25 protein-coding genes are annotated in these 26389 nt (G+C 72.7%); 20 read left to right on the top strand and 5 right to left on the bottom strand.

All coding sequences use genetic code 11. The annotated features are described in order from the left end of the window. Positions 1 to 16 precede the first annotated feature (16 nt). A complete protein-coding gene (locus ACWCPW_RS13410; protein WP_449761694.1) occupies positions 17 to 571 on the bottom strand; it encodes a MarR family winged helix-turn-helix transcriptional regulator in 555 nt (184 codons plus the stop codon). A 112-nt stretch (positions 572 to 683) separates the two neighbouring features. Here ACWCPW_RS13410 and ACWCPW_RS13405 point away from each other — a divergent pair, with 112 nt between their 5' ends. The 6 genes from ACWCPW_RS13405 (at position 684) to tsaE (ending at position 6727) form a co-directional block, all read left to right on the top strand. Then, positions 684 to 1640: an EamA family transporter gene (locus tag ACWCPW_RS13405; RefSeq protein ID WP_449761693.1), complete on the top strand. Its 957-nt coding sequence runs from the start codon at positions 684 to 686 to the stop codon at positions 1638 to 1640. Between the two features lie 122 nt (positions 1641 to 1762). Then, the gene (locus ACWCPW_RS13400; protein ID WP_449761692.1) at positions 1763 to 2131 is read left to right on the top strand and encodes a holo-ACP synthase; all 369 of its coding nucleotides are present in this window, start codon (positions 1763 to 1765) and stop codon (positions 2129 to 2131) included. An 11-nt stretch (positions 2132 to 2142) separates the two neighbouring features. Next, positions 2143 to 3609, top strand: coding sequence for an NAD(P)H-hydrate dehydratase (locus ACWCPW_RS13395; protein ID WP_449761691.1), 1467 nt, complete (start codon positions 2143 to 2145; stop codon positions 3607 to 3609). Positions 3610 to 3740: 131 nt separating this feature from the next. Then, positions 3741 to 4913, top strand: coding sequence for an alanine racemase (gene alr / locus ACWCPW_RS13390; protein WP_449761779.1), 1173 nt, complete (start codon positions 3741 to 3743; stop codon positions 4911 to 4913). Next, on the top strand, positions 4910 to 6052 hold the full coding sequence (locus ACWCPW_RS13385) for an alpha/beta fold hydrolase (RefSeq protein WP_449761690.1): 1143 nt from the start codon (positions 4910 to 4912) through the stop codon (positions 6050 to 6052). The genes alr and ACWCPW_RS13385 overlap by 4 nt, the downstream gene beginning before the upstream one ends. A gap of 156 nt (positions 6053 to 6208) precedes the next feature. Further along, entirely contained in the window at positions 6209 to 6727 is a 519-nt protein-coding gene (tsaE, locus tag ACWCPW_RS13380) for a tRNA (adenosine(37)-N6)-threonylcarbamoyltransferase complex ATPase subunit type 1 TsaE (protein ID WP_449761689.1), read from the top strand. Between the two features lie 59 nt (positions 6728 to 6786). Here the strand turns inward: tsaE and ACWCPW_RS13375 are convergent, their stop codons facing one another. Then, positions 6787 to 9102 (bottom strand): transglycosylase domain-containing protein, encoded by a 2316-nt coding sequence (locus tag ACWCPW_RS13375; protein ID WP_449761688.1) that lies wholly within the window; start codon positions 9100 to 9102, stop codon positions 6787 to 6789. Positions 9103 to 9281: 179 nt separating this feature from the next. After that, positions 9282 to 9905 carry a hypothetical protein gene (locus ACWCPW_RS13370; protein WP_449761687.1) on the bottom strand — a complete coding sequence of 208 codons (624 nt, stop codon included), beginning with the start codon at positions 9903 to 9905 and terminating at the stop codon, positions 9282 to 9284. A gap of 184 nt (positions 9906 to 10089) precedes the next feature. On the opposite strand from ACWCPW_RS13370, the gene tsaB reads away from it, so the two are divergent. From tsaB to ACWCPW_RS13345, 5 genes are all read left to right on the top strand, one after another. Continuing rightward, entirely contained in the window at positions 10090 to 10773 is a 684-nt protein-coding gene (gene tsaB, locus ACWCPW_RS13365; protein WP_449761686.1) for a tRNA (adenosine(37)-N6)-threonylcarbamoyltransferase complex dimerization subunit type 1 TsaB, read from the top strand. A gap of 129 nt (positions 10774 to 10902) precedes the next feature. Continuing rightward, positions 10903 to 11391, top strand: a complete 489-nt coding sequence (rimI, locus tag ACWCPW_RS13360) for a ribosomal protein S18-alanine N-acetyltransferase (RefSeq protein WP_449761685.1) — start codon at positions 10903 to 10905, stop codon at positions 11389 to 11391. Beyond that, a complete protein-coding gene (gene tsaD, locus ACWCPW_RS13355) occupies positions 11384 to 12427 on the top strand; it encodes a tRNA (adenosine(37)-N6)-threonylcarbamoyltransferase complex transferase subunit TsaD (protein WP_449761684.1) in 1044 nt (347 codons plus the stop codon). The genes rimI and tsaD overlap by 8 nt, the downstream gene beginning before the upstream one ends. Before the next feature lie 59 nt (positions 12428 to 12486). After that, complete coding sequence (locus tag ACWCPW_RS13350; protein WP_449761683.1) at positions 12487 to 12762, top strand: hypothetical protein; 276 nt, start codon at positions 12487 to 12489, stop codon at positions 12760 to 12762. Between the two features lie 308 nt (positions 12763 to 13070). Then, a complete protein-coding gene (locus ACWCPW_RS13345) occupies positions 13071 to 13964 on the top strand; it encodes a polysaccharide deacetylase family protein (RefSeq protein WP_449761682.1) in 894 nt (297 codons plus the stop codon). 18 nt (positions 13965 to 13982) lie between these two features. On the opposite strand, the gene ACWCPW_RS13340 is transcribed toward ACWCPW_RS13345, so the two are convergent. Next, positions 13983 to 15191 (bottom strand): THUMP-like domain-containing protein, encoded by a 1209-nt coding sequence (locus ACWCPW_RS13340; protein ID WP_449761681.1) that lies wholly within the window; start codon positions 15189 to 15191, stop codon positions 13983 to 13985. A gap of 246 nt (positions 15192 to 15437) precedes the next feature. Between ACWCPW_RS13340 and groES the strand changes: the two genes are divergently transcribed. The 3 genes from groES (at position 15438) to ACWCPW_RS13325 (ending at position 18533) form a co-directional block, all read left to right on the top strand. Then, positions 15438 to 15746 carry a co-chaperone GroES gene (groES, locus tag ACWCPW_RS13335; protein ID WP_161359282.1) on the top strand — a complete coding sequence of 103 codons (309 nt, stop codon included), beginning with the start codon at positions 15438 to 15440 and terminating at the stop codon, positions 15744 to 15746. A gap of 134 nt (positions 15747 to 15880) precedes the next feature. Further along, positions 15881 to 17509: a chaperonin GroEL gene (gene groL / locus ACWCPW_RS13330; RefSeq protein WP_449761680.1), complete on the top strand. Its 1629-nt coding sequence runs from the start codon at positions 15881 to 15883 to the stop codon at positions 17507 to 17509. A gap of 205 nt (positions 17510 to 17714) precedes the next feature. After that, complete coding sequence (locus ACWCPW_RS13325; protein ID WP_449761679.1) at positions 17715 to 18533, top strand: SDR family oxidoreductase; 819 nt, start codon at positions 17715 to 17717, stop codon at positions 18531 to 18533. A 168-nt stretch (positions 18534 to 18701) separates the two neighbouring features. On the opposite strand, the gene ACWCPW_RS13320 is transcribed toward ACWCPW_RS13325, so the two are convergent. After that, positions 18702 to 19037 (bottom strand): WhiB family transcriptional regulator, encoded by a 336-nt coding sequence (locus ACWCPW_RS13320; RefSeq protein ID WP_395871629.1) that lies wholly within the window; start codon positions 19035 to 19037, stop codon positions 18702 to 18704. Positions 19038 to 19528: 491 nt separating this feature from the next. Between ACWCPW_RS13320 and ACWCPW_RS13315 the strand changes: the two genes are divergently transcribed. The 6 genes from ACWCPW_RS13315 (at position 19529) to ACWCPW_RS13290 (ending at position 26192) form a co-directional block, all read left to right on the top strand. Continuing rightward, a complete protein-coding gene (locus ACWCPW_RS13315; RefSeq protein WP_020549179.1) occupies positions 19529 to 20140 on the top strand; it encodes a response regulator transcription factor in 612 nt (203 codons plus the stop codon). A 233-nt stretch (positions 20141 to 20373) separates the two neighbouring features. Then, positions 20374 to 20967: an RNA polymerase sigma factor ShbA gene (gene shbA / locus ACWCPW_RS13310; RefSeq protein ID WP_205354273.1), complete on the top strand. Its 594-nt coding sequence runs from the start codon at positions 20374 to 20376 to the stop codon at positions 20965 to 20967. After that, positions 20964 to 21170 (top strand): hypothetical protein, encoded by a 207-nt coding sequence (locus ACWCPW_RS13305; protein WP_395871627.1) that lies wholly within the window; start codon positions 20964 to 20966, stop codon positions 21168 to 21170. The genes shbA and ACWCPW_RS13305 overlap by 4 nt, the downstream gene beginning before the upstream one ends. 204 nt (positions 21171 to 21374) lie before the next feature. Further along, positions 21375 to 22877, top strand: coding sequence for an IMP dehydrogenase (guaB, locus tag ACWCPW_RS13300; protein ID WP_395871626.1), 1503 nt, complete (start codon positions 21375 to 21377; stop codon positions 22875 to 22877). A gap of 121 nt (positions 22878 to 22998) precedes the next feature. Further along, on the top strand, positions 22999 to 24114 hold the full coding sequence (locus ACWCPW_RS13295; RefSeq protein WP_078975688.1) for a GuaB3 family IMP dehydrogenase-related protein: 1116 nt from the start codon (positions 22999 to 23001) through the stop codon (positions 24112 to 24114). 371 nt (positions 24115 to 24485) lie between these two features. After that, positions 24486 to 26192, top strand: coding sequence for a glycerol-3-phosphate dehydrogenase/oxidase (locus ACWCPW_RS13290; RefSeq protein ID WP_449761678.1), 1707 nt, complete (start codon positions 24486 to 24488; stop codon positions 26190 to 26192). Positions 26193 to 26389 lie beyond the last annotated feature (197 nt).

Below are 26389 nucleotides of genomic sequence, written 5' to 3'. Positions count from 1 at the left end.
CCGATCGGTTCGGGGGTCAGCCCAGGTGGGTGTCGCCCTGGGCGATCAGGAGCTTGCGCAGCAGGGCGTTGAGCTGGTCGCGCTCGCTCTCGTCGAGGACGGCCAGGAAGCGGCCCTCGTTCTCCAGGTGGCCGACCAGGATGTCGTCCACGAGCTCGACGCCCTCGGGAGTCAGCTTGACCAGGACCGATCGGCGGTCCTCGGCGCTGACCGAGCGCTCGACCAGCCCCTTCGCGGTGAGCTTGTCCACCCGGTTGGTGATCGCGCCCGACGTGACCATCGCCGAGCGCAGCAGTGTGCCCGCGCTGACCCCCTCGACGCCGCCGGAGCGGCGCAGGGTGGCCAGCACGTCGAATTCGGAGAAGTCGAGCCCGTAGCGGGCGAAGTAGGTGCGCAGCGTCTGGTCGATGAACCGGCGCAGCCGGTTCATCCGCCCGACGGCCGCCATGATGTCGAGGCTCTCGGGAGCGATGTCGGGCCGCTCCCGGTGCCATTGGTCCCAGACGTCGTCGATCGCGTCGCGTGTGTCTGCGTCGCGGATGTCTGTCTCGCGTGTGCCGCGTTCGGTCATGCCGCCAATTTATCTCAACGCTCATCTACTTGACGCTCGCAGAAGGAAGGTATTTACTTATCTCAACGTTCAGATAGTCACAGCTCGCAAAACTAGCGTTGAGGTGAATGGCATGGCGGTTCAGGGTGGCGGCAAGGGACTCGGTCGTGTGGGGATGCTCCTGGCGACGGCCGTGGCCCCGGCCACGTGGGGGACCACCTACCTCGTGACCACGGAGATGCTCCCGGCCGACCGGCCGCTGCTCGCGGCCGGCGTGCGGGCGTTGCCCGCGGGTCTGCTCCTGGTCGCCATGTCCCGACGGCTGCCGACCGGGGTGTGGTGGTGGCGCTCGTTCGTCCTGGGGATGCTCAACGTCGGGCTGTTCTTCCCGCTGATCTTCGCCGGCGCGTACCGCCTGCCCGGTGGCGTCGCGGCCACGATCGGCTCGGTGTCGCCGCTGATCGTCGCGGGCCTGTCGTTCCTGATCCTGAAGGTGCGGGCACAACCGCGGGTGCTGCTCGCCGGCGTCGGCGGCGTCGTCGGGGTCGCCCTGCTCGTGCTCAGCTCGGAGGCCGAACTCGACCCGATCGGTGTCGGCCTGATGCTGCTGGCCACCACCTTGATGGCGATGGGCGTGGTGATGTCGGCGCGCTGGGGTCGACCCGAGGGCGTCTCGCTGCCGGCCACCACCGGTTGGCAGCTCACCGCCGGCGGCATGGTGATCGTCCCGATGATGTTCGCGATCGAGGGCATGCCGCCGGTGCCCACCGGCCGCAACCTGCTCGGCTTCGGCTACCTGGTGCTGATCGGCACCGCGCTCGCCTACGTGCTGTGGTTCCGCGGCATCGAGCGCCTCGGCGCCGGCGTGGCGTCCTTCCTCGGCCTGGTCAACCCGGTGGTCGCCACGCTCGCCGGCCTGGTCGTGCTGAGCCAGACGCTGACCCCGCTCCAGGTGCTCGGGCTGCTGATCGCCCTCGGCGCGATGTTGCTGGGCCAGCGGCAGCCGCGGCGCCGCGTCGAGGTGCGCGTCGAGCCGCCGGTGACCCTCGTCAACGAGCGCAACCGGGCCGACGTCGTCGAGGCGTCGTGACCCGAGAGCGCCCCACGAGCCCACCGGGCCGCATCCCCGCCGGGGACGCGGCCCGGACTCGTCGTGGGCCGCACCCTCGTGGGCCGGGGCACCCGCGGCCCCGGTGTTTGTAGGCTCGGGCCGTGATCATCGGTGTGGGTATCGACGTCGCGGACATCGCGCGGTTCGGGCAGTCGTTGGAGCGGACCCCCGGGTTGGCCGATCGGCTCTTCACCGACGGGGAGCGCTGGGTGCGACCCGGGCAGGAACGCGGCGTCGCGTCGCTGGCCGCCCGGTTCGCCGCCAAGGAGGCCCTGGCCAAGGCACTCGGCGCGCCCGGCGGCCTGCACTGGCTGGACGCCGAGGTGACCACCGAGGACTCCGGCCGGCCGCTGCTCGCGGTGACGGGCACGGTGGCCGCGCGGGCCTTCGAGCTGGGCGTGCGGCACTGGCATGTGTCGCTCAGCCACGACGCGGGCATTGCTTCCGCTGTCGTCATCGCCGAGGGCTGAGGGGGTCTCGCATGCGCGCAGCGCACGACGTCGAGCAGGTGCGCGGCGCGGAGGCCGCGCTGTCGGCCACGTTGCCCGAGGGCACGCTGATGCGGCGCGCCGCGACCGGCCTGGCGCATACGTGCGCCCGACTGCTCGACCGGGTCTACGGCGCCAGGGTCGCGCTGCTCGTGGGCAGCGGCGACAACGGCGGGGACGCGCTGTACGCGGGCGGCATGCTGGCCCGACGCGGCGCGCGGGTGGACGCGTTGCTGCTCGCGCCGGAGCGGGCCCACCCGGCGGGCCTGGAGTGGGCGCGGCGGGCCGGCGTACGGGTGTGGGACGCGGGCGCGCCGGACCGGGCCGACACGATCGACCTGCTCGGGCGGGCCGACCTGGTGCTCGACGGGATCGTCGGGATCGGCGGCAAGGGCGCGCTGCGCCCGCCCGCCGCCGAACTGCTCGCGCACGTGCGGGATTCGATCGTGGTCGCGGTCGACGTGCCCAGCGGGGTGGACGCGGGCACCGGGCGGGTCGAGGGCGCGGCGGTGCGGGCCGATGTCACGGTCACCTTCGGCACCTACAAGCCCGGCCTGCTGGTCGACCCCGGAGCGCGGTACGCCGGAGTGCGGCACCTGGTGGACATCGGGCTCGACCCGCACCTGCCGGCGTCGCGGGTGGGCGTACTGCAACACGCGGACGTGGCCCGGCTGTTGCCCGCGCCCACGGGGGAGAGCGACAAGTACTCGCGCGGGGTGCTCGGCGTGGTCGCCGGCTCGCCCCGATACCCCGGCGCCGCGGTGCTCGTGGTCGGCGCGGCCGTGCGCGGCGGCGTCGGCGCGGTCCGCTGCGCCGGTCCGGCCGAGGTGTTGCGCCCGGTGCTCGCGGCCTGGCCGGAGACGCTGGCGACCGAGGCCGCCCCGATCGACGCCGGTCGGGTGCAGGCCTGGGTGGTGGGACCGGGCCTGGACACCGACCAGGACGCCCAGGCGCGCTGGGCGGGCGTACTGCACGGTTCGGCGCCGGTGCTGGTGGACGCGGACGGACTGACCCTGCTCGCCCGGGCGAGGCCCGGCACCTGGCCGACGCCCGCGCTGCTCACCCCGCACGCGGGAGAGGCGGTGCGCCTGTTCGCCGGCGCCGGGGTCGAGACGACCCGCGAACGCGTCGAGGCGGAGCGGCTGGAGCACGCGCGCCGGCTCGCCGCGCTCTACGACTGCGTGGTGCTGCTCAAGGGCTCCACCACGGTGATCGCCGCGCCCGACGGCCGGGCCAGGATCAATCCCACCGGCACCCCGCGGCTGGCCACCGCGGGCAGCGGCGACGTGCTCTCCGGCCTGGCCGGCGCGCTGCTCGCGGCGGGTCTGGACCCGCTGGACGCCGGTTCGGTGGCCGCCTACCTGCACGGCCTGGCCGCCCGCGCGCTGCCCGGCCCGGTGACCGCCCCGGACCTGATCCGGGTGCTGCCCGCGGTGTGGGCGGACGTCACAGGCGCGTGACAGGGAGACCGCCCCGGCACGGGCCTGCCACACTAGGAGTCTTGAGCTCCGGGACGCCCGGCCCCGGATCCCGTCCGGAGCCGGGACGCGGACTCTCGTCGATGACCGTCGTCGAAAGGACCACCAGCCACATGCGTGCCGAGGCGCGGATCGATCTCGATGCCGTTCGGGACAACATCGCGGCCGTCCGGGCTCGGGTGGGCTCGGCGGCGGTGATGAGCGTGGTCAAGGCGAACGCCTACGGCCACGGCCTGCTCCCGTGCGCGCGGGCGGCCCGTGCGGGCGGCGCCGCGTGGCTGGGCACCGCGGTGGTCGAGGAGGCGCTCGCGTTGCGCGCGGCCGGCGACACCGGGCGGGTGCTCGCCTGGTTGTGGACCCCGGGCGACCGCTTCGAGGACGCGGTGCGCGCCGACGTGGACATCTCGGTGAGCGGGCTCTGGGCGATGCGCGAGGTGGTAACCGCCGCACGGGCGAGCGGCCGGACCGCACGCGTGCACCTCAAGGCGGACACCGGCCTGGGCCGCAACGGCTGCCAACCCGCCGACTGGCCGGCCCTGGTCGACGCCGCGCTCAAGGCCCAGGCCGACGGCGCCGTCGAGGTGGTCGGCCTGTGGTCGCACTTCGCCTGCGCGGACGAGCCCGGACACCCCTCGATCCCGGTGCAACTGGCCGAGTTCACCGCGATGCTGGCGCACGCCGAGGGCTGCGGGGTCACCCCCGAGGTGCGGCACATGGCCAACTCGCCCGCGACGCTGCTGCTGCCCGAGGCGCACTTCGACCTGGTCCGGGTGGGCCTGGTCAGCTATGGCCTGTCGCCCGTGCCGGAGGTCGGCGGTCCCGCCGACTTCGGGCTGCGCCCGGCGATGACGCTGGCGGCGAACCTGGCCGGGGTCAAGCGGGTCCCGGCCGGGCACGGCGTGTCCTACGGGCACTCGTGGATCGCGCCGCGCGACACCACGCTCGCGCTGGTACCCACCGGCTACGCGGACGGCATCCCCAGGAACGCGAGCAACGCCGGCCCGGTCCTGGTGGCCGGCCGCCGGCGCACGATCGCCGGCCGGGTGGCGATGGACCAGTTCGTGGTCGACATCGGCGACGACGCGGCCGCCGCCGGCGACGAGGCGATCCTGTTCGGCCCCGGCGATCGGGGCGAGCCCACCGCGCAGGACTGGGCGGCGGCGACCGGCACGATCAGCTACGAGATCGTCACCCGGATCGGCACGCGGGTGCCCCGCGTGTACACCGGGGCGGCCGCAGGGGCGACTGCCACCGGGACGCCGGCCGGCGGGACGGCCGCGCCGTGAGCACCCCCGTGCCGGGCGCGTCCGGCGGCGGTCGGGCGCTCGGCCGCCGGGCCGGCATCGTGGGCGCCGCGGTCGGCGTGCTCGCGGCCGGTGCCGCCGCGGGCGTGGCGATCGAGCGGATGACCGTCGGCCGCGCGTTCCGCCGGCGGACCGAGGCGCAGTTGGACGCGCTGGCCGAGTTCGGCACGCTGCGCGGCGAACCGCACATCGTCACCGCCGGCGACGGCGTCGAGTTGTACGCCGAGGTGGACGGCAGGCGCGACGCGGCGGTGACCGTGGTGCTGTGTCACGGCTACTGCCTCGACATGGACTGCTGGCACTACCAGCGGGCCGAACTGCGCGACGAATACCGCCTGGTGTTCTACGACCAGCGCAGCCACGGCCGATCCGGCCGGGGCGCGCCGGAGACCTCGACGATCGACCACCTCGGCGCCGACCTGTACACGGTGCTGACCGAACTGGCGCCCGAGGGACCGCTCGTGCTGCTGGGCCACTCGATGGGCGGGATGACCATCATGGCGCTGGCCGATCAGCACCCCGAGCTGTTCGGGGACCGGGTGATCGGCGTCGCGCTGATGAACACCTCGGCGGGCCGCTGGGCGACGGTGACGCTGGGCATTCCCGCGGCCGGCGCCCGGCTCGTGCACCGGATCGCGCCCGGGTTGCTGCGTACGCTCGGCCGCCGGGCCGCGCTGGTGGAGGCGGGTCGGCGGGCGGCCCGCGACCTGGTGTACCTGTTCACCGAGCGGTACGCGTTCGACTCCGAGGTGGACCCGACCCTGGTGCGGTTCACCGACCGGATGATCTCCGGTACGCCGATCGACGTGATCGCCGAGTTCTTCCCCGCCTTCGAGGCGCACGACAAGATGGCCGCGCTGCCGGCGCTGGCGGGGGTGGAGACGCTCGTGGTGGGCGGCGAGGGCGACCTGATCGCGCCGGCCACGCACAGCGAGGCGATCAAGGAGGCGCTGCCCGGCGCCGAGTTGCTGATCGTGCCGCAGTCGGGGCACCTGACCCCGCTGGAGCATCCGGAGGTGGTCAACGCGGCGGTGCGCGATCTTCTCGCGCGCGCCGCGAGTGCACCCGGGCGGCGCGCCGGGCGATCCGGCGGGCACGCGCGCGGCGAATCGTCCGCATAGGTCGGAATCGACGTGAGCCGTGATCCTGCGGGACAGTGATCCCGGATGATGACCCGAGCGATGATCCCGGGAAGCCGGGACGGCCCGGGAGGGCGGACCCGAAGCGCTTCGGGTCCGCGAGTTCGGCGTGGTGGGAGTGCTGAAGTGGTGCGAAGTGTGACGGTGACGGTCGCCGGCGGCGCGGACACGCGCGCGCTCGGCGCCCGCCTGGCCAAGGTGCTGCGGGCCGGCGACCTGATCGTGCTGTCCGGCGGCCTGGGCGCGGGCAAGACCACGCTCACCCAGGGCATCGGGGTCGGCCTGGGCGTGCGCGGCGCGGTGACCTCGCCGACGTTCGTGATCGCCCGGGTGCACCCCTCCGAGGTCGGCGGCCCGGCCCTGGTGCACGTGGACGCCTATCGGCTCGGCGGCTCGGCGGACGTCACCGCCGAGATCGACGGCCTGGACCTGGAGGCCTCGCTCGACGAGTCGGTGACCGTCGCGGAGTGGGGCGAGGGCATGGTCGAGGAACTGACCGAGGACCGCCTGGACATCGCCATCGCGCGCGACGCGCTCGGGCCGGACGCGCTCGTGGAGAGTGCGACCGACTTCGCCGGCGACGAGGTGCGCACGATCCGGGTGACCGGGGTCGGCGCCCGCTGGGCGGGCGTCGACCTCGACGCGTTGGCGGGCTGACCCGAACGGGATCGGCTTACCGAGACCGGGCCGGGACCGAGACCGCGCCGGGGCCGGGATCAGGTGACGGCCGCCGCCGGGGTCTCGGGCACGTCCGGGGACTCGGGCGCGGTCGAGGGCGGGCGGCCGGTCGCGCCGCCGCCGCTCGTACCGCCCGGCGCGGCGGACGTGGCGGGTGGGCGGGTGCCGGTCGCCGGGGGCGTGGTCGGCGGGGCGGTGGTGCCGGTGTCGCCGGTCGGCGGCCCGGTGGTCGCCGTGGCCGGCGCGCTGGGCGTGGCGGTACCGGTGCTCGGCGGCACCAGGCTGGTGTCCGGGCCGCCGAGGCCGCCGGCGGTCTCCTCCGGGAAGTCGGTCGCCTTCTGCCCGGCGAGTGCGGCGCGCATGTAGGTCGTCCACATCCGGGTCGGCAGGTTGCCGCCGTCCACCCGGTCCAGTCCGGCGACCCCGGACAGGGACAGGAACGCGTGCGTTCCGGCGTCCTCGCGGAACATGCCCATCGAGGTGGACAGGTCCGGGGTGTACCCGACGAACCAGGCCGAGCGGTTGTCGTCGGTGGTGCCGGTCTTGCCCGCCGCCGGGCGGTTCAGCGCCTGTGCGCGAAATCCGGTGCCGCTGTCCACGACGCCGCGCAGCACCTGGGTGACCGCGTTCGCCTGCTGGTCGTCGTAGGCGTTCTCGGTGTCGTGATCGGGCAGGTCCACGGTGTCGCCGGAGCGGGTCAACCGGTCCACCGGGTAGGGCGCGCGCTGTTTGCCCTCGGCCGCGAACGTGGCGTACGCCGAGGCCATGTCCAGCGCGCTGGGGGTGGAGGTGCCCAGCGACACGGACGGGATCGGTTGCAGCCCCGGCGTGCTCGCGGGCAGCCCCGCGTCCACCGCGGCCCGCACCACCCGGTCGGGGCCGACGTCCATGCCCAGTTGGGTGTAGACGGTGTTCACCGACTTGTCCATCGCCCGGGCCAGGGTGATCTGCCCGTAGTCGACGCCGTCCTCGTTGCCCGGCTGCCAGGGCACGCCGTCCTGCAGGACGGGCTTGCCGTTCGGATGGCGGATCACCACGTTGTCGTTGCCGTTGTAGACCGTGCGCGGGCTGATCCGGTCGCGCCCGCCGTCGCGGTCCTGCACGCCGTCGCGCAGTCCGGCCGCCAGCACGAACGGCTTGAACGTGGAGCCGACCTGCACGTCGCGGCGGGTGGCGTCGTTGACGAACTGCCTGACGTAGTTCGGGCCGCCGTAGATCGCGACGATCCGGCCGGTGCCCGGCTCCACCGACGCCGCGGCGACCCGTACGCCGACGTCCGCGGAGCGCTCGGCCGGGTCCAGCGACTGGGCGAGCTGGTCCTGCACGGTCTGCTGGAGCACCTCGGTCCTGCGCTTGTCGAACGTCGTGGTGATCGCGTAGCCGCCGGCGTCGAGGCGGTCCTCGTCGACCACGTCGTGGTCGAGCAGGTAGCGCTTGGCCATCTCCACCAGATAGCCGTTGACCCCGGCCAGGTTGGCCGCCGGACGCGGGTCGACGGGCTCGGGGAAGACCATGCCGGCGCGCTGCTCGGGGGTGAGCCACTTCTCCTTGACCATGCCGTCCAGGACGTAGTCCCAGCGCGCGAGCACCCGCCGCCGGCCCGCCTCGGTGGTGTTCCGGACGTCGTTGGCGCTGGGCGCGTTCAGCAGTACCGCCAGGTAGGCGCCCTGCTCGACGGTGAGTTGCCCGACGTCGACGCCGTAGTACGCCTGCGCGGCGGCCTGGATCCCGTAGGCGCCGCGGCCGAAGTACACGCTGTTGAGGTAGCCGGTGAGGATCTCGTCCTTGGAGACGGTGCGGTCGAGCTTGACCGAGATGATCGCCTCCTTGAACTTGCGGCCCAGCGTCTGCTCCTGGGTCAGGTACACGTTCTTGACGTACTGCTGGGTGATCGTCGAACCGCCCTGGAGACCGCCCGAGCCGCCCGCGGCGTTGCGCAGCAGGGCGCGCACGGTGCCGGTGATCGAGACGCCGGCGTTGGAGAAGAAGGAGCGGTCCTCGGCGGCGAGCACCGCGTGCTGCACGTCGATCGGGATCGCGGCCAGCGGCACGGTCTGCCGGTTGGTGGTGCCGGTGCGGGTGATCTCGCTGCCGTCGCTCCAGTACCAGACGTTGCTCTGCTGTCGGGCCTGGGCGTTGACACTGTGCGGGACCGGGGTGACCGCGTAGACCAGACCCACGGCGGCGAACAGGCCGGACAGGACCAGCAGGACCAAGGTGAGCAGGTGCTTGAACGAGGGCAGCCAACGCCGGAGTCCGCGCCGATTGCTCCGGGGGTAGTCGAACAGCCTGCGCCGGGGAGTCGGCCCCTGGACGTCGCCGGGACCGCTCGGACCGCAGGAGTCGTGCGCCACGCCGCCACCATTTCCTCGGTGCCATTGCCCTGACGGGCCCTGTCGGTCACCCGCGTGTGCCCGGTGGGGCCGGTGTGACCGGAGGGATCATCATCCTGATGATATGGGGGCAAAGCGTGGGAACAGCCGCCGAGTGGGGCAATGGTGGGCGTGGCGTGGCGAATCGGACCGCTGTGCGGTCAGAGCACCACGATGACGGGTGTGCCGACCGGGGCGAAGGCCCACAGGGCCGCGCCGTCGTCCGGCTTGGAGCGGATACCCGCGCTCTTGGCCGCCGCCGGCGTGGAGGCCTTCGGACGTGCGGTGCCGCTGGGGGAGGGGCCGGGCTTGGCACCGGTGTCGATCTTGTCCAGCGGGGTGTCCGTCGCGGCGAAACCGAGCGGGATGCCCTGCACCGCGCCGAAGCGCACCGAGTGGGTGATCCGGAGGTTGTCGCTGCCGGTCTGCGCCTCCTCCTTCTTCAGGGTCACCTGGTACGAGCCCGGTTGCGGCTTGACCGGCGCGTTCGCGACGGGGTACTCGCGCAGCATGCGGTCGGCCTCGTCGACCAGCCAGACGTGGCTGTCCTTGATCGAGTAGACGACCCGCTTGCCGGTGCCGGAGCCCGCGGGCACGGGCGGCGGTACGTAGACCGGGGGCACGGGCGCGCCGGACGGGGCGGTCGGGGTCGGCGTGTTCGTGCGCGCTATCCCCCGGTTGTCCGGTGCCGAGTTCGCGGCCTGCGCCGCGAGGAATCCGACGCCGACCAGTGCGGCGATGGTGATGCCCGCGACGGCCACGCCCGGGTTGAGCCGCTTCGCCATTGCCTTGGGTCCCTCTTCCGCCGTGTGGTGGCCTCCATGGTGCCGGCAGGCACCGTCCGCGCGTTGGAGCCGGGTGCACTTTTCGTTCCCGGCGGCCCGCGGCACCCGCCGCACACCCCGCGCACCCGCGCGTCCCGCGGGCGCGGCGGACGTGAGCGCGGCGCGCGGTCGGTAGCCTGGTGCCGTGCTGCTGCTCGCCTTCGACACCGCCACCCCGGCCGTCACGGTCGCCCTCCACGACGATTCCGCCGTCCTCGCCGGTTCCACCCGGGTCGACGCCCGTCGGCAGGGCGAACTGCTCGCGCCCGGCATCGCCGACGTGTTGCGCGAAGCGGGCCGGACCCGCGCCGACGTCACCGCCATCGCGGTCGGCGTCGGGCCCGGGCCGTACACCGGCCTACGGGTGGGCATCGTGACCGCGCTCGCGATGGGCGACGCGCTCGGCATCCCCGTGCACGGCGTGTGCACCCTCGACGCGCTCGCGTACGCGGCCCGCCGGGACGGCACCGTCACCGGGCCGTTCGTGGCGGCGACCGACGCGCGCCGCAAGGAGGTCTACTGGGCGCGCTACGACGACGCGGGTGCGCGCGTGCGGGGCCCGGCGGTGGATCGCGCCGGCGACCTGGCCGAGGACGTCACCAAGCTGCCGGCCGTGGGCGCGGGCGCGGCGCTGTACGCGGGGACGTTCACCGACGCGCGTTCGCCGGAGCACCCGGACGCGGCGGCGCTCGCGGCGTTCGCCGTACGGCGACTGGCGGCGGGGGAGGCCCTGTTGGCCCCCGAGCCGTTGTACCTGCGCCGCCCCGACGCGCAGGTCCCCGCGGGCTACAAGGCCGTGACGCCCGACGGACCGCCACCCAGGGCCTGACGGTCACCGATCCGCGGTCCGCGACGGGCGCCCCACCCCGGCCCGGGCACCCCCCGCCGGTCGCACCGCACCGGCCCGGCCCGATCGATCGGGCTCGAGGGGTGGTTGGGCAGTCGATAGACTCCCGGCATGGAATCCGGCCCTCGGCTGCGGCGCATGCGGTGGTGGGACATCGACGCCGTCATGCGACTCGAACACGAACTGTTCGCCGAGGACGCGTGGTCGGCCGGGATGTTCTGGTCCGAGTTGTCCGAGCCCGAGTTGCGCCATTACGTGGTGGCCGAGGACGAGACCGGGGCGCTCGCCGGGTACGCCGGGCTCGCGGTGATCGGCGACGAGGGCGACGTCCAGACGATCGGGGTGCGCCGCGATCGGTGGGGGGCGGGCCTGGGCTCGGTGTTGCTGACCGAGCTGCTCGACCTGGCGGTCGAACGCGGCTGCCGGGACGTACTGCTGGAGGTGCGCGTGGATAACGCCCGCGCACAGGCGCTCTACGAGCGCTTCGGATTCAAGGGGATCGGCGTGCGGCGGGGCTACTACCAGCCCGCCAACGTGGACGCGCTGGTGATGCGCCGCGATCTCAAGGAACGTCGGGAAGGAACGGCCACCGGTGGCTGACGAACCACTCGTCCTGGGCATCGAGACCTCGTGCGACGAGACGGGCATCGGCATCGTGCGCGGCACCACGCTGCTCGCCGACGCGGTCGCCTCCAGCGTCGACGAACACGCCCGGTTCGGCGGGGTGGTGCCCGAGGTGGCCAGCCGCGCGCACCTGGAGGCGATGGTGCCCACGGTGCGCCGCGCGCTCGCCGACGCGGGCGTGACCATGCGCGACATCGACGCGATCGCGGTCACCTCCGGCCCCGGCCTGGCGGGGGCGCTGCTGGTCGGCGTCGCGGCGGCGAAGGGCTACTCGGTCGCGCTGGACAAGCCACTGTACGGCGTCAACCACCTGGCCTCGCACGTGTGCGTGGACCAGTTGGAGCACGGCAAACTGCCCGAGCCGTGCATGGCCCTGCTGGTCTCCGGCGGACACTCCTCGCTGCTCCTGGTCCCCGACATCACCGCCGACGTGCGGCCGCTCGGGTCGACCATCGACGACGCGGCGGGCGAGGCGTTCGACAAGGTCGCGCGGGTGCTCGGGCTCGGCTTCCCGGGCGGTCCGGTGATCGACCGGCGGGCGCGCGAGGGCGACCGCGCGGCGATCGCCTTCCCGCGCGGGCTGACCGGACCGCGCGACGCGCCCTTCGACTTCTCCTTCTCCGGCCTCAAGACCTCGGTCGCGCGCTGGGTCGAGGCCCGGCAGCGGGCCGGCGAGACGGTGCCGGTGGCCGACGTCGCGGCCTCCTTCCAGGAGGCGGTGGTGGACGTGCTGACCCGCAAGGCGATCCGCGCCTGCAAGGAGAACGGCGTCGAGCACCTGATGATGGGCGGCGGCGTCTCGGCCAACTCGCGGTTGCGCGCGCTGGCGCAGGAGCGCTGCGACGCGGCCGGGATCGTGCTGCGGGTGCCGCGGCCGGGCCTGTGCACCGACAACGGCGCGATGGTCGCCGCGCTGGGCGCCGAGATGGTCGCCCGGGACCGGGCCCCGTCCACGCTGTCCATCCCGGCCGACTCCTCGATGCCGGTCACGGTGACGCAGGCGCTCTCGTAGTCGCGGGCGCTCTCGTGGGAGTACGACGGTTCGGGAACGGTGGAAACGGGAGAGGCGAGATGGCGATCGCGGCGATGTGGGAGGCCAGGGCCGAGGCCGGCGGGGGACCGGCGCTGGCCGCGTGGGTGCACGCCGCGGCGCTGCCGGTCCTCGTCGACGCGCCCGGCCTGGAACGGGTCGAGGTGTTCGCCTCCTCGGACGAGCGGGACGGCGACCGGGTCGTGGTGATCGCGCTGTGGACCGGCGAGCCGGTGTCGCTGCCGGACCCCCCGGCCGCGCTGGTCGCCCGCCCGCCGCACGCGTGGAGCTTCGAACGGCTCAGCGTCGGCCCCTGACCGGGCGCCGCCTTCGCGCGACACGCGCGAGCGGGCGTTTGCGTCCGGGTCGGTGTCCGGGTCCGCGCAACACTCGACCCGCGTCCGACGAGGAGGCCATTCGCAAGCCGGACGCGGGTCGAGTGCCTTGGCTGATGGCTGCGTGCCGCCGCACGTGCCATTGGCCTTGCCGGGAGTGTGCCCAGCTCATCGGCTGCTCAACAGTCCTTCGACAGTCCCTTGAACAGGCCTTGTCCGGACCGTGACAGGCCGCCGCGACGCGTAGCGTGGGCGCGATCGGAGCACACGAACGAAAGGGTCCGGCGACAGTGGCGCATCGAACGGTACAAAAGCGGCGGAGCGCGGCCCGCACCTCGGCCCTGGTCGGCCTGGCCGGCGCGCTGCTCGTCGCGCTGACCGGCTGCGGCGGATCCGACGACACCGCCGCGGTCAAGGGCACCGGCCGGCCCACCGGCGGCGCGGCCGGCGACCCGACCAGGCCCACTCCCGCCGCGAAGCCGGACACTCCGGGTGCCGACGCCGCCGCGCTCGCCGCGAAGTGGAACCTGAAACCGTTCGCCCCGCCGCCCGCCCCGCCCGCGGACAAGCCGATCAAGGGCGGCGGGCCCAAACCGCCGGTGGTGGACAAGATCCCCACCGAGGAGAAGATCGTCTTCATCACGATCGACGACGGAGCGGAAAAGGATCCGGGGTTCCTCGACATGATGCGGGACCTGCGGATCCCGGTGTCGATGTTCCTCAACGACACCTATGTGCGGCAGGACCCGGAGTACTTCCGCAAGCTCCAGGCGCTCGGCGCCACGGTGCAGAACCACACGCTGTCCCACCCGGACCTCAAGACGCTGGGCGCGGAGGCGCAGAAGCACCAGATCTGCGGTCAGCAGGACCGACTCGCCGAGATCTACGGCAAGCGCCCGACGTTGTTCCGCCCGCCGTACGGCAACTGGAACGCGACCACGCAGACGGTGGCGGGCGGCTGCGGGGGGATCGACGCGATCGTCAAGTGGCAGGAGTCGATGCAGATCAACGACATGCAGTACGTCGGCGAGAAGAAGCTGCACCCGGGCGACATCATCCTGGCCCACTTCCGCGGGCCCGGTGAGCTCAAGGGCACCACGATGACCGAGATGTTCGGCAACATGCTGCGCAAGATCCAGGCCCAGGGCTACACGGTCGCGCGCCTGGAGGACTACATCGGCTGAGGCCCGCCCGCCGGTGGACTACCCCGCCGAGTCCCGCCGACCGGTCGGCTGCCCCGGGGGCACCGGCTGCCCGATCAGCATCGTGGGCGCGCCCGCCACCCGGGTCAGCAGTACCGTGGCCGCGTTGGGGCCGGTCGGCCCGACCCGGCGGCGGACCTCCTCGGGTTCGACCGCCGAACCGCGCTTCTTGACCGTGAGGTTGCCGACGCCGCGCTCGCGCAGCAGGGCCTTGAGCCGCTTCAGGTTGAACGGCAACACGTCGGTGATCTCGTACACGCTCGCGAACGCGGTGGGGACCAGTTTGTCCGAGGTGAGGTAGGCGATCGTCTCGTCCACCAGGTTGCCGTCCACCAACTCGCCCACCTCGGCCACCAGGTGCGCCCGGATCACCGCGCCGTCCGGTTCGTAGAGGTAGCGGCGGACCGGGCCCACCGGTGCCCGGCGGGCCGGGCCGGAGGCCAACGCGGCGCCGGCGGGCAGCACGGTGGCGCGCAGGCCGCCGCGCGCGAGCCGGCCCCACCACAACACCGCCTCCTTGACGTCGCCGCGATCGGAGACCCACTCGGCCTCCATGCCCTCGGGCACGATCTCGTGCGGGATGCCGGGCGCGACCTTGGCCGCGCCGCAGGGCACCCGGGCGGCGAGCGTGGTCAGGAACGAGAACGGCGGCGAGTACGCCCGGGGGTCGAAGGTGCGGCCCCGGGCGGTGCGCCGGGCCGGGTCGATCAGCGCCGCGTCGTACCCGCCCAACTCCACCTCGGTCACGTCCGCGCACTCGACGGTGAGCAGGTGCGCCAGGCCCAGCGCGTCGGCGTTGGCCCGGGCGACCGCGCAGGTCAGCGGGTCCAGGTCGACCGCGTGCACGGCGATCCCGGCGCGGGCCAGCGCGAGCGCGTCGCCGCCGATGCCGCAACACAGGTCCACGGCCCGGTCGATCCCGCCGGCCGCGACCAGCCGGGCGGCCCGGTGCTCGGCCACCGAGGTGCGGGTGGACTGTTCCAGCCCGTTCGGCGTGAAGTACATCCGCGCCGCGTCCGCACCGAACTTGGCCCGCCCGCGCTGCCGCAGCCGGGACTGGGTGAGCGCGGCGGCCACCAGCTCCGGCGTGTGCTCCCGACGCAGCCGGGTGGCGAGCGACAACTCGTCGCCGATCTCGTGGTCGGCGAGCAGGTCCAACAGCGAACGGCCCTCGTCGGTCAGCAGCGCGGTGAAAGCTTCGGTGTGCACGCGCCCATTCTCGCCGAGCGCCGCCGGCCCCCCGTCGGGAAGCCCGCCGGTATGAACAATGCGGTCCGACGCGCTGAATCTGGCACTCTGGTTGACGGAGTGCTAACCGCCACCTAGTGTCTGTGCTGGCACTCTCCCCATGAGTGTGCCAGTGCGATACGAGCAGGTCCGGCACCCGCGACGACGGATCTGTCCCATCGCCGACAGACATTTTTCCGTGAGATCTCCGAAGGGGGAGGTCGCATCGTGACGACCGCCAACACCAAGGTTGCCATCAAGCCGCTCGAGGACCGCATCGTGGTCCAGACGCTTGAGGCCGAGCAGACCACCGCGTCGGGTCTCGTGATCCCGGACACCGCCAAGGAGAAGCCCCAGGAGGGCGTCGTCCTGGCCGTGGGCCCGGGTCGTTTCGAGGACGGTCAGCGTCTGCCGCTCGACGTGAGCGTCGGTGACACCGTGCTGTACAGCAAGTACGGCGGCACCGAGGTGAAGTACAACGGCGAGGAATACCTCGTTCTCTCGGCTCGCGACGTGCTCGCGATCATCGAGAAGTGACATCGCGCTGACGCGCCGGAACCGGTGACGGTTCGACGACCCCGCCCCGGATCGCCCTGCCCTCGCGGCCGGTGGACCCGGGGCGGAGTCGGTTGTACGACGTCGACTAGCAACCTTTAAGGACGAAGACCCTCATGGCGAAGATCCTCCAGTTCGACGAGAAGGCCCGGCGGTCGCTGGAGCGCGGCGTCAACGCGCTGGCCGACACCGTCAAGGTCACGCTCGGCCCCAAGGGCCGCAACGTCGTGATCGACAAGAAGTTCGGTGCCCCGACCATCACCAACGACGGCGTGACCATCGCCCGTGAGGTGGAGCTCGAGGACCCGTACGAGAACCTCGGCGCGCAGCTTGCCAAGGAAGTCGCGACCAAGACCAACGACATCGCGGGTGACGGCACCACCACCGCGACGGTGCTCGCCCAGGCGCTGGTACGCGAGGGTCTGCGCAACGTGGCCGCCGGCGCGGCCCCGATGGACCTGAAGAAGGGCATCGACCTCGCGGTGGCCGCGGTGTCCGAGCAGCTGCTCGAGACCGCCCGCGCCATCGACGGCAAGGAGGACATCGCCGCCGTCGCCGCGCTCTCCGCCCAGGACGCGCAGATCGGCGAGCTGATCGCCGAGGCCATGGACAAGGTCGGCAAGGACGGTGTGATCACCGTCGAGGAGTCCCAGACCATGGGTCTGGAGCTGGAGTTCGCCGAGGGCCTCCAGTTCGACAAGGGCTACCTGTCGCCGTACATGGTCACCGACCAGGAGCGTATGGAGGCCGTCCTCGACGACCCGTACATCCTGATCCACCAGGGCAAGATCTCGGCCATCGCCGAACTGCTGCCGCTGCTCGAGAAGATCATCCAGGCCGGCGCGTCCAAGCCGCTGCTGATCGTCGCCGAGGACGTCGACGGCGAGGCGCTGTCGACCCTGGTCGTGAACAAGATCCGCGGCACGTTCAACGCCGTCGCGGTCAAGGCCCCGGGCTTCGGCGACCGCCGCAAGGCGATGCTGGAGGACATGGCGATCCTGACCGGCGGTCAGGTCATCGCCCCCGAGGTCGGCCTCAAGCTCGACCAGGTCGGCCTGGAGGTGCTGGGCAGCGCCCGTCGCATCACCATCACCAAGGACGCGACCACCCTGGTCGACGGTGCCGGCGACGCCGCCGCGATCGCGGACCGGGTCAAGCAGATCAAGCGCGAGATCGACGACACCGACTCCGACTGGGACCGCGAGAAGCTCCAGGAGCGCCTCGCGAAGCTCGCCGGCGGCGTGTGCGTGATCCGTGTGGGCGCGGCCACCGAGGTCGAGCTCAAGGAGAAGAAGCACCGTCTCGAGGACGCGGTCTCCGCGACCCGCGCGGCCATCGAGGAGGGCATCGTCGCCGGCGGCGGCACCGCCCTGGTGCACGCCGTCTCCGTGCTCGCCGACAACCTCGGCCAGACCGGCGACATCGCGACCGGCGTCGCGGTCGTGCGCCGCGCCGCGGTCGAGCCGCTGCGCTGGATCGCCGAGAACGCGGGCCTCGAGGGCTACGTCATCGTCAACAAGGTGCAGGAGCTCGGCATCGGGCACGGCTTCAACGCCGCGACCGGCGAGTACGGCAACCTGGTCGACTCGGGCGTCATCGACCCGGTCAAGGTGACCCGTTCCGCGCTGCAGAACGCCGCGTCGATCGCGTCGCTGCTGCTCACGACCGAGACCCTGGTCGTCGAGAAGCCGGCCGAGGAAGAGCCCGCCGCGCACAACCACGGCGGCCACGGCCACTCGCACTAGTTCCACCCGCGACACCCGCGACACCTCGCGACACCTCGCGACACCCCCGACGGGCCCGACCGCTTCGCAGCGGTCGGGCCCGTCGGCCTTTCCGGTGCCGGCCCGATCTGCGAGAGTGCCGGGAGCCGTTAACTGACGGACCGTCAGGAGCCTGTCGGGCGCCTGCCGTCGAGCGCCGTCGGTCGAGCACCATCGAAGGAGAGACATGGGTACCTACGCGATCACCGGCGCGGCCTCGGGTCTGGGCGCCGCGACCAAGGCCCGGCTGGAGGCGGACGGGCACCGGGTGATCGGCGTCGACCTGCACGACGCCGACGTCGAGGTGGACCTGGGCACCGCCGAGGGGCGCGCCGAGGCGATCGCCGGGGTCACCGAGCTGTCCGGCGGCGCACTCGACGGCTTCGTGCCCTTCGCGGGTCTGGCGGCGGCCACCGGGCGCCCGGGCGGCCTGCTCGTGTCGGTGAACTACTTCGGGGCGATCGTGCTCCTGGAGGGGCTGCGCCCGCTGCTCGCGGCCGGCACGAACGCGTCCGTCGTGCTGATCAGCTCGAACTCGACGACCGCGCAGCCGAACTGGCCGGTCGAGGTGGCCGAGTTGTGTCTGGCGGGCGACGAGGCGGGCGCGACGGCGGCCACCGAGGCGTTCGGCGAGTTCGCCGCGCTCCAGGCCTATCCCGCGACCAAGGCCGCGCTCGCGTGGTACGCGCGGACCAGATGCGCCGAGTACATCGCCGACGGCATCCGGCTGAACGCGATCGCGCCGGGTCTGATCGAGACGCCGATGACGGCCGAGGGCCGCAAGGACCCGCTGACCGCCGAGGGCATGGAGATGTTCCTGAACACGATCCCGGCCGGCCGCGGCGGTCGGCCGCAGGAGATCGCCGCGCTGGTGGCGTTCCTGCTCGGCGGCGAGTCGAGCTTCTTCGTCGGTTCGGTGGTCTTCTGCGACGGCGGCACCGACGCGGCGTTCCGCGGCAAGGACTGGCCGAAGGTGTGGGAGATGGACATGTCCGCCTTCCAGTAGGCGATCGTGAGCGCCTCGGCGGCCAGGCGATCGCGAGCGCCTCGGCGTCGCCGTGGTGACACGTGCCGCGGCTCGTGGTGACACGTGCCGCGCCGCGACCGAGCTCGGCGGCCCGCCCCCGGATCCGGGGGCGGGCCGCCGAGCTTCGTGCGTGTGTCAGTGCGTGTGTCAGTGCGTCACGGACGCGCCGCCGGCCGCGGCCGCCGCGCGTTCCGCGGCGACCCCGTGTCGGCGGTCGCTGTCGAGTTCGACCCGTTCGTCCTCGGTGAGGCCGCCCCATACGCCATACGGCTCGCGCACCTTCAGGGCGTGCGTGGCGCACTGGCGACGTACCGGGCACCGCATGCAGACTTCCTTGGCCGAAGCCTCTCGGGCGACCCTGGCGGCGCCTCGCTCGCCTTCGGGATGGAAGAACAGTGCGCTGTCGACTCCGCGACAGGCTGCCGAGAGCTGCCAGTCCCACAGATCGGCGTTGGGGCCGGGGAGTCGCGAGAAATCAGCCATGACTCGTCCCTCTTGCTTATCGCGTACGAGTTGTCGGTGAGCAGGGTTGCCACCTCGGGTGCAGACCGTGCAGAACAGTCGTGATCAAGCGATCAGAAGTAGGTGCGACTGTGTCACGAATTGATCAGTTCCAATCCTAATTCCCACTTATGCACCGAAAGCAGAAAAAATTACTCACTCTGGTGGCTCACGGGCGCCGGCGGGTGCGCTTCGGCGGGATTCGGGGTGGGGAAGCGGTGGAAGGTGACGGTGGGTACGCGAGGGATCACCCGTGCGTGTCCTCGGGCTCGGTCGCCTCGTTGTCGTAACGGCGGAGCGGAACTCCCCCCGTAACCCTTTCGAGTGATGCTCGTTGGGGTGGGTGAAGCGGTTGGCGATGGAGGCGGTCGGGGTCAGGCCCCGAGTCACCGTCCTTCGGGACTGCCGCAAAGGAAACGGTACGTACAGGCGTGGAGGCTCAACGTGACGCGGATCCACTGCGGAGGCCGGCGATGACGACCGTCCTGGTCTGCGACGATTCCCCGCTGGTTCGGGAGACCCTGCGGCGGGCGGTGGCCACGGTCCCCGGCGTCGAGAGGGTGACGACGGCCACGAGTGGCGAGGAGGTACTGCGGCGCTGGGGCGCGGAGCGGTCCGATCTCGTCCTCATGGACGTGCGGATGCCCGGGCTCGGCGGCGTCGAGGCGGTGCGCCGCCTCCTGGCCGGCGACCCCGGCGCACGGGTGATCATGCTGACGATGGCCGAGGACCTGGACGGCGTGGCCCTCGCGGTCGCCGCCGGGGCTCGGGGATATCTGCACAAGGACGCGTCGCGCGCGGAGTTGCGCGCGACCGTCTCCCAGGCGCTCGCCGACCCGACCTGGCGGCTCGCGCCCCGGCGTCTGCGTTCGCCCGACATGGGCGTGGCGCCGACCCTGACGGCACGTGAGATCCAGGTGCTCGAAGGGATGAGCCACGGGCGCAGCAACGCCGAGATCGGGCGCGAGCTGTTCCTGTCGGAGGACACCGTCAAGACCCACGCGCGCCGGCTGTTCAAGAAGCTGGGCGCGTCCGACCGGGCCCACGCGGTCGCGCTCGGATTCCGATGGGGACTCGTGCGATGACGCACACACGCGAGGACTTCCCCGACCGCGGGGGGTTCGAGGGTCGCCTCCCGGGTGGGCACGGTCGGTGGGGACTTGTGCGATGAGGCGTGTGCCGACGGCCCCCGACGGGCGAGGGTCCGTGCGGTGATTGCCGTTGCCCGGGGGGCCGGATGAGTCCCCCGGGTCGGCATGGCCGCGATTCGGTCGCCGATCCCTGCATACTGAATGGCATGGGTGGGACCCCCGAGCGAATGCCGGACGAGCCGTACGAAGCACACGCGCAGGCCGACGACGGCATGCGTGCCGTCGTGGTTCGCGCGGTCCAGGGGGACGTGCAGGCGACCGACGAACTGCTCGCGTACGTGCGACCCCTGGTGTTGCGCTACTGCCGGGCCCGGCTCGGCCGGGTCTCCGGCGCCGAGCACGCGGCGGACGACGCCGCGCAGGAGGTCTGCCTGGCCGTGTTGTCCGCGCTGCCGCGCTATCGGGACGAGGGCCGCCCGTTCGAGGCGTTCGTGTTCGGCATCGCGGCACACAAGGTGGTCGACGTGCAGCGTGCCGCGATGCGCGGCGCGGTGCCCACGTGTGATCTGCCCGAGGCGGTGGACGACCATCCCGGCCCCGAGGACCAGGTGGTGCGGCGCAGTGACGCCGCGCACGCCCGGGCCCTGCTCGGGCGCCTTCCCGACAACCTGCGCGAGTTGCTGGTGCTGCGGGTCGCCGTCGGGCTCTCCGCCGAGGAGACCGGGCGCGCGATGGGCATGTCGCCCGGCGCGGTGCGGGTCGCGCAACACCGTGCGCTGACTCGCCTGAGGGCGTTGGCGGGCGAGGAGAAGACCGCGTGAGCGGCGGCGGTGTGCGGTTCGGCGGCCGATCCGGCACCGCCGACCTGGGCCTGCTGCGGCAGGACGACGAACTCGTCGAGCAGTTGCGGCGGCGCCGTCCCACACCCGCCCAGGACCGGATCGCCCGGCTGTTCGACGCGCTGCTCGCCGAGGTGGACGGCACCGCGGCGAACCGTCGCCGGGCGGTGCCCGACCGCTGCTGAGGCGGGTCGGGAATGGCGCGGACCCGGTGGGCGGTTGTGCTCACCATCGGCAAGCGGGCTCGAAGCACCGCGCGGGGCCAGTAGCATGAACCCTCAATCCACCCATCCGCTTGCCGAGAGCGCGTTTCCGCCGTACCCGGGGACCCGTCCTGTTCGGGGAGCGGGCCGGCGGAGCGGTCCATCGGAATACCTTCGGAAGGTGTCATGAGTCTCACGGCCGACGGCGTACCCGAGAAGTTCGCGATGCTCGGGCTGACGTACGACGATGTCCTGCTGCTGCCGGGCGCGTCCGACGTCGTGCCGAGCGAGGTGGACACCTCCGCCCGGGTCACCCGCAATATTCGCGTCCGGATCCCGCTGTTGTCCTCCGCGATGGACACCGTGACCGAGGCCCGGATGGCGATCGCCATGGCCCGTCAGGGCGGCGTCGGCGTGCTGCACCGCAACCTCTCGATCGAGGACCAGGCCGCGCAGGCGGACACGGTCAAGCGCTCCGAGGCAGGCATGGTGCTCGACCCGATCACCATCGGCGCGGACGCCACGCTCCAGGAAGTCGACGCGCTGTGCGCGCGGTTCCGGATCAGCGGCGTCCCGGTCACCGACGACAACGGTCGGCTGCTGGGCATCGTGACCAACCGCGACCTGCGCTTCGAGGTCGACCACTCGCGCCGGGTGCGCGACATCATGACCCCGATGCCGCTGGTCACCGGCAAGGTCGGCACCACCGGCGACCAGGCGATGGAACTGCTGCGCCGGCACAAGGTGGAGAAGCTGCCGCTGATCGACGACGCGGGCAAGTTGCGCGGTCTGATCACGGTCAAGGACTTCGTCAAGAGCGAGCAGTACCCCAACGCGACCAAGGACGCGGACGGCCGACTGGTGGTCGGCGCCGCGATCGGCACCGGCGACGACAGCTACCGCCGGGCCCAGGCGCTGGTCGAGGCCGGCGTCGACTTCATCGTGGTGGACAGCGCGCACGGCCACTCGCGCAACGTCCTGGAGATGATCGCCAAGGTCAAGGCGAACACCAAGGTCGAGGTGATCGGCGGCAACATCGCCACCCGCGACGGCGCGCAGGCGCTGATCGACGCGGGCGTGGACGGCGTCAAGGTCGGCGTCGGCCCGGGCTCGATCTGCACCACCCGGGTGATCGCGGGCGTGGGCGCGCCGCAGGTCACCGCGATCTACGAGGCGGCCCAGGCCGCCCGCGCGGCGGGCGTGCCGGTGATCGGCGACGGCGGCCTGCAGTACTCCGGCGACATCGCCAAGGCGATCGCGGCCGGCGCGGACACCGTGATGCTCGGCAGCCTGCTCGCGGGCTGCGAGGAGAGCCCCGGCGACCTGATCTTCATCAACGGCAAGCAGTTCAAGTCCTACCGGGGCATGGGCTCGCTCGGCGCGATGCAGTCGCGCGGCCAGGCCAAGTCCTTCTCGAAGGACCGCTACTTCCAGGACGACGTGCTCTCCGAGGACAAGCTGGTCCCCGAGGGCATCGAGGGCCAGGTGCCCTACCGGGGCCCGCTCTCCGCCGTCGCGCACCAGTTGATCGGCGGCCTGCGCGCGTCGATGGGCTACGCGGGCGCCGCGACCGTCACCGAGCTCCAGGACAAGGGCCGCTTCGTGCGGATCACCTCGGCGGGGCTCAAGGAGTCGCACCCGCACGACATCCACATGACCCAGGAAGCGCCGAACTACCACTCGCGCTAGATCGCGCCACACCCCGAGGGGCTTCGTCCGTACCGCGGGCGGGGCCTCTCGCCGGTTTGGCCGCCCCGTACCCTGGGATACGGGTTTTCCCATCCACCGATTCCAGCAGGAGAGGCGCAACGTGACTGAGGTCGAAATCGGCCGGGGCAAGCGTGGCCGGCGTGCCTATCACTTCGACGACGTCGCCATCGTCCCCAGCCGGCGGACCCGGGACCCCGAAGAGGTCTCGATCGCGTGGCAGATCGACGCGTACCGGTTCGAGCTGCCGTTCCTGACGGCGCCGATGGACAGTGTCGTGTCGCCGCAGACCGCGATCGAGGTCGGTCGCATGGGCGGCCTGGGCGTGCTCAACCTCGAAGGGCTGTGGACCCGCTACGAGGACCCGACGCCGCTGATCGAGGAGATCGGCGCGCTGGACGAGGACGCGGCCACCCGGCGGATGCAGGAGATCTACGCCGAGCCGATCAAGGAGGAGCTGATCGGCGCGCGGATCAAGCAGATCCGCGACTCGGGCGTGGTCACCGCCGCGGCGCTGTCGCCGCAGCGCACCGCGCAGTACCACAAGGCCGTGATCGACGCGGGCGTGGACGTGTTCGTGATCCGCGGCACCACGGTCTCGGCCGAGCACGTCTCCGGGCGCGCCGAGCCGCTGAACCTCAAGCAGTTCATCTACGACCTCGACGTGCCGGTGATCGTCGGCGGTTGCGCGACCTACCAGGGCGCCCTGCACCTGATGCGGGCCGGCGCGGCCGGGGTCCTGGTCGGCTTCGGCGGCGGGGCGGCGCACACCACCCGCGGCGTGCTCGGCGTCGCGGTGCCGATGGCCACCGCGGTGGCGGACGTGGCCGAGGCGCGCCGCGACTACCTGGACGAGTCCGGCGGCCGGTACGTGCACGTGGTCGCCGACGGCAGCGTGGGACGCAGCGGCGACATCGCCAAGGCGGTCGCGTGCGGCGCGGACGCGGTGATGATCGGTTCGGCGCTGGCCCGGGCGAGCGACGCCCCCGGCGCCGGTCACCACTGGGGCTCCGAGGCGCACCACCCGGAACTGCCGCGCGGTCGGCGGATGAACCTGGGCGCGGTGGGCACGCTGGAGGAGATCCTGCTCGGCCCCTCGCACGTGTCCGACGGTTCGATGAACCTGTTCGGCGCGCTGCGCCGGGCGATGGCCACCACCGGCTACTCGGAGCTGAAGAAGTTCCAGCAGGTCGAGGTCACCGTCTCGCCCGCGCACTGACCGAAGTCCGCGTACCGACGAAGTCCGCGCACCGGCCGAAGCCGACCCGGACCGAAGTTGCCCAACGGCCCCGAACACCCTTGGTGTTCGGGGCCGTTCGCGGTCGCGACGGATCAATCTCGGCGGCAGATCCCGGTGGTCGTGCCGTTCGCGGGCGCGCGGGCGCACGTGGGATCGGCGGAGGCGCCGCAGCCCCCGGTGCCGAACGCGGGGAACCGGCCCGCGTCTGTTTGGCCACGGCGCCGGTGTCCGAACCCACCCGGAATGACGCGGCGCGTGGTCGGGCCGACGGGGCATTGGGTAGGCGGGGGTGGGGCGAGTCGCCCGATCGGTGTGGTCCGGTGGGTGATGATCGGTTTCGGAGGTGGCTGATGCGGACCACGGCGATGGGACCTCGGGCGCGCGCGCAGGCGTTGCGGCGGATGAGCGAGCGCGAATTGGACGTGGTCGTGGTGGGCGGCGGCGTGGTCGGCGCGGGCACCGCCCTCGACGCGGTCACGCGCGGCCTCTCGGTGGGACTGCTGGAGGCGCGCGACTGGGCGTCCGGCACCTCCAGCCGATCCAGCAAGCTGATCCACGGCGGCCTGCGTTACCTGGAGATGCTCGATTTCGCGCTGGTGCGCGAGGCGTTGCGCGAGCGCGGACTGCTGTTGCGCACGCTCGCGCCGCACCTGGTCAAGCCGGTGTCGTTCCTGTACCCGCTGCGCCATCGGGGGTGGGAACGGCCGTACGTCACGGCCGGGGTGACGCTCTACGACACCATGGCGGCCTCCGCCGGGCGTGCTCGCGGGCTGCCCCGGCACCGGCAACTGACTCGGCGTCAGGCGCTGCGCCTGGCACCGGCGTTGCGCAAGGACTCGCTGGTGGGCGCGGTGCAGTACTACGACGCGCAGATGGACGACGCGCGGTACACGATGACGCTGGTGCGTACCGCCGCCGGCTACGGCGCGCACGTGGCCTCGCGCGCGACGGTGACCGGGTTCCTGCGCGAGGGCGAGCGGGTGGTGGGCGTGCACGTGCGCGACATGGAGACCGGCGGGACGTACGACATCCGGGCCGGGCAGGTGGTCAACGCGACCGGGGTGTGGACGGACGAGACGCAGGCCCTGGTCGGCGAGCGCGGGCAGTTCCACGTGCGCGCGTCCAAGGGCATCCACCTGGTGGTGCCCAGGGACCGGATCCACTCCTCCACCGGCCTGATCCTGCGCACCGAGAAGAGCGTGCTGTTCGTGATCCCGTGGGGGCGGCACTGGATCGTCGGCACCACGGACACCCGGTGGGACCTGGACAAGGTGCACCCCGCGGCCAGCCGGGCGGACATCGAGTACCTGCTGGAGCACGTCAACCGGGTCCTGGCGGTGCCGCTCACCCGGGAGGACGTCGAGGGCGTGTACGCGGGACTGCGGCCGCTGCTGGCCGGCGAGTCGGACGCCACGTCGCAACTCTCGCGCGAGCACACCGTCGCGCACCCGGTGCCCGGTCTGGTGGTGGTCGCGGGCGGCAAGTACACGACGTATCGGGTGATGGCCGCGGACGCGGTGGACGCGGCCGTGCACGGGCTGGACCGCAAGGTCCCGCCGAGCTGCACCGAGACGGTGCCGCTGGCCGGCGCGGAGGGGTATTCGGCGCTGTGGAACGCGCGGGCCTCGATCGCGACGCGGACCGGGCTGCACGTGGCCCGGGTGGAGCACCTGTTGAACCGGTACGGGTCGATGATCGAGGAGGTGCTCGCGCTGATCGCGGACGATCCGGAGTTGGCCTATCCGCTGGACGGCGCGGACGACTATCTCGCCGCCGAGGTGGTGTACGCGTGCACCCACGAGGGCGCGCTGCACCTGGGCGACGTGCTGGATCGGCGGACCCGGGTCTCGATCGAGACGTTCGACCGCGGCGCGCGGGCGGCGCGGGCCTGCGCTGCCTTGATGACGCGGGTGTTGGGGTGGGAGGAGGAGCAGTCCCGGCGGGAGGTGGAGTACTACCTCAAGCGGATCGAGGCGGAGCGGTCCTCGCAGGAGCAGATGGACGATCACACCGCGGACGCGGTGCGGCTGGGCGCCGAGGACATCGTGCCCGGGTGAGGCGGTGCCCGATCCGGCGCCCGACCCGGCGCGCGGCCCGTGCGGGGCCCGCGATCGGCGCGGGAGCGGCCGGCGATCGACCGACCCGCCCGGCACGGTTGATCGCGCCGCGGTTGGGGCACCTTCCGGGGCGTCGTCGCGTTCCATCGATACGCCGGCCAGGTGTCTTTCGGCGATGTTCGTCCCGGAACCGGTGG

The organism is Embleya sp. NPDC001921 (genome assembly GCF_053594475.1).
The sequence above is the reverse complement of the archived record's forward strand: the minus strand, read 5'-3'. Positions and strand labels throughout refer to the sequence as shown.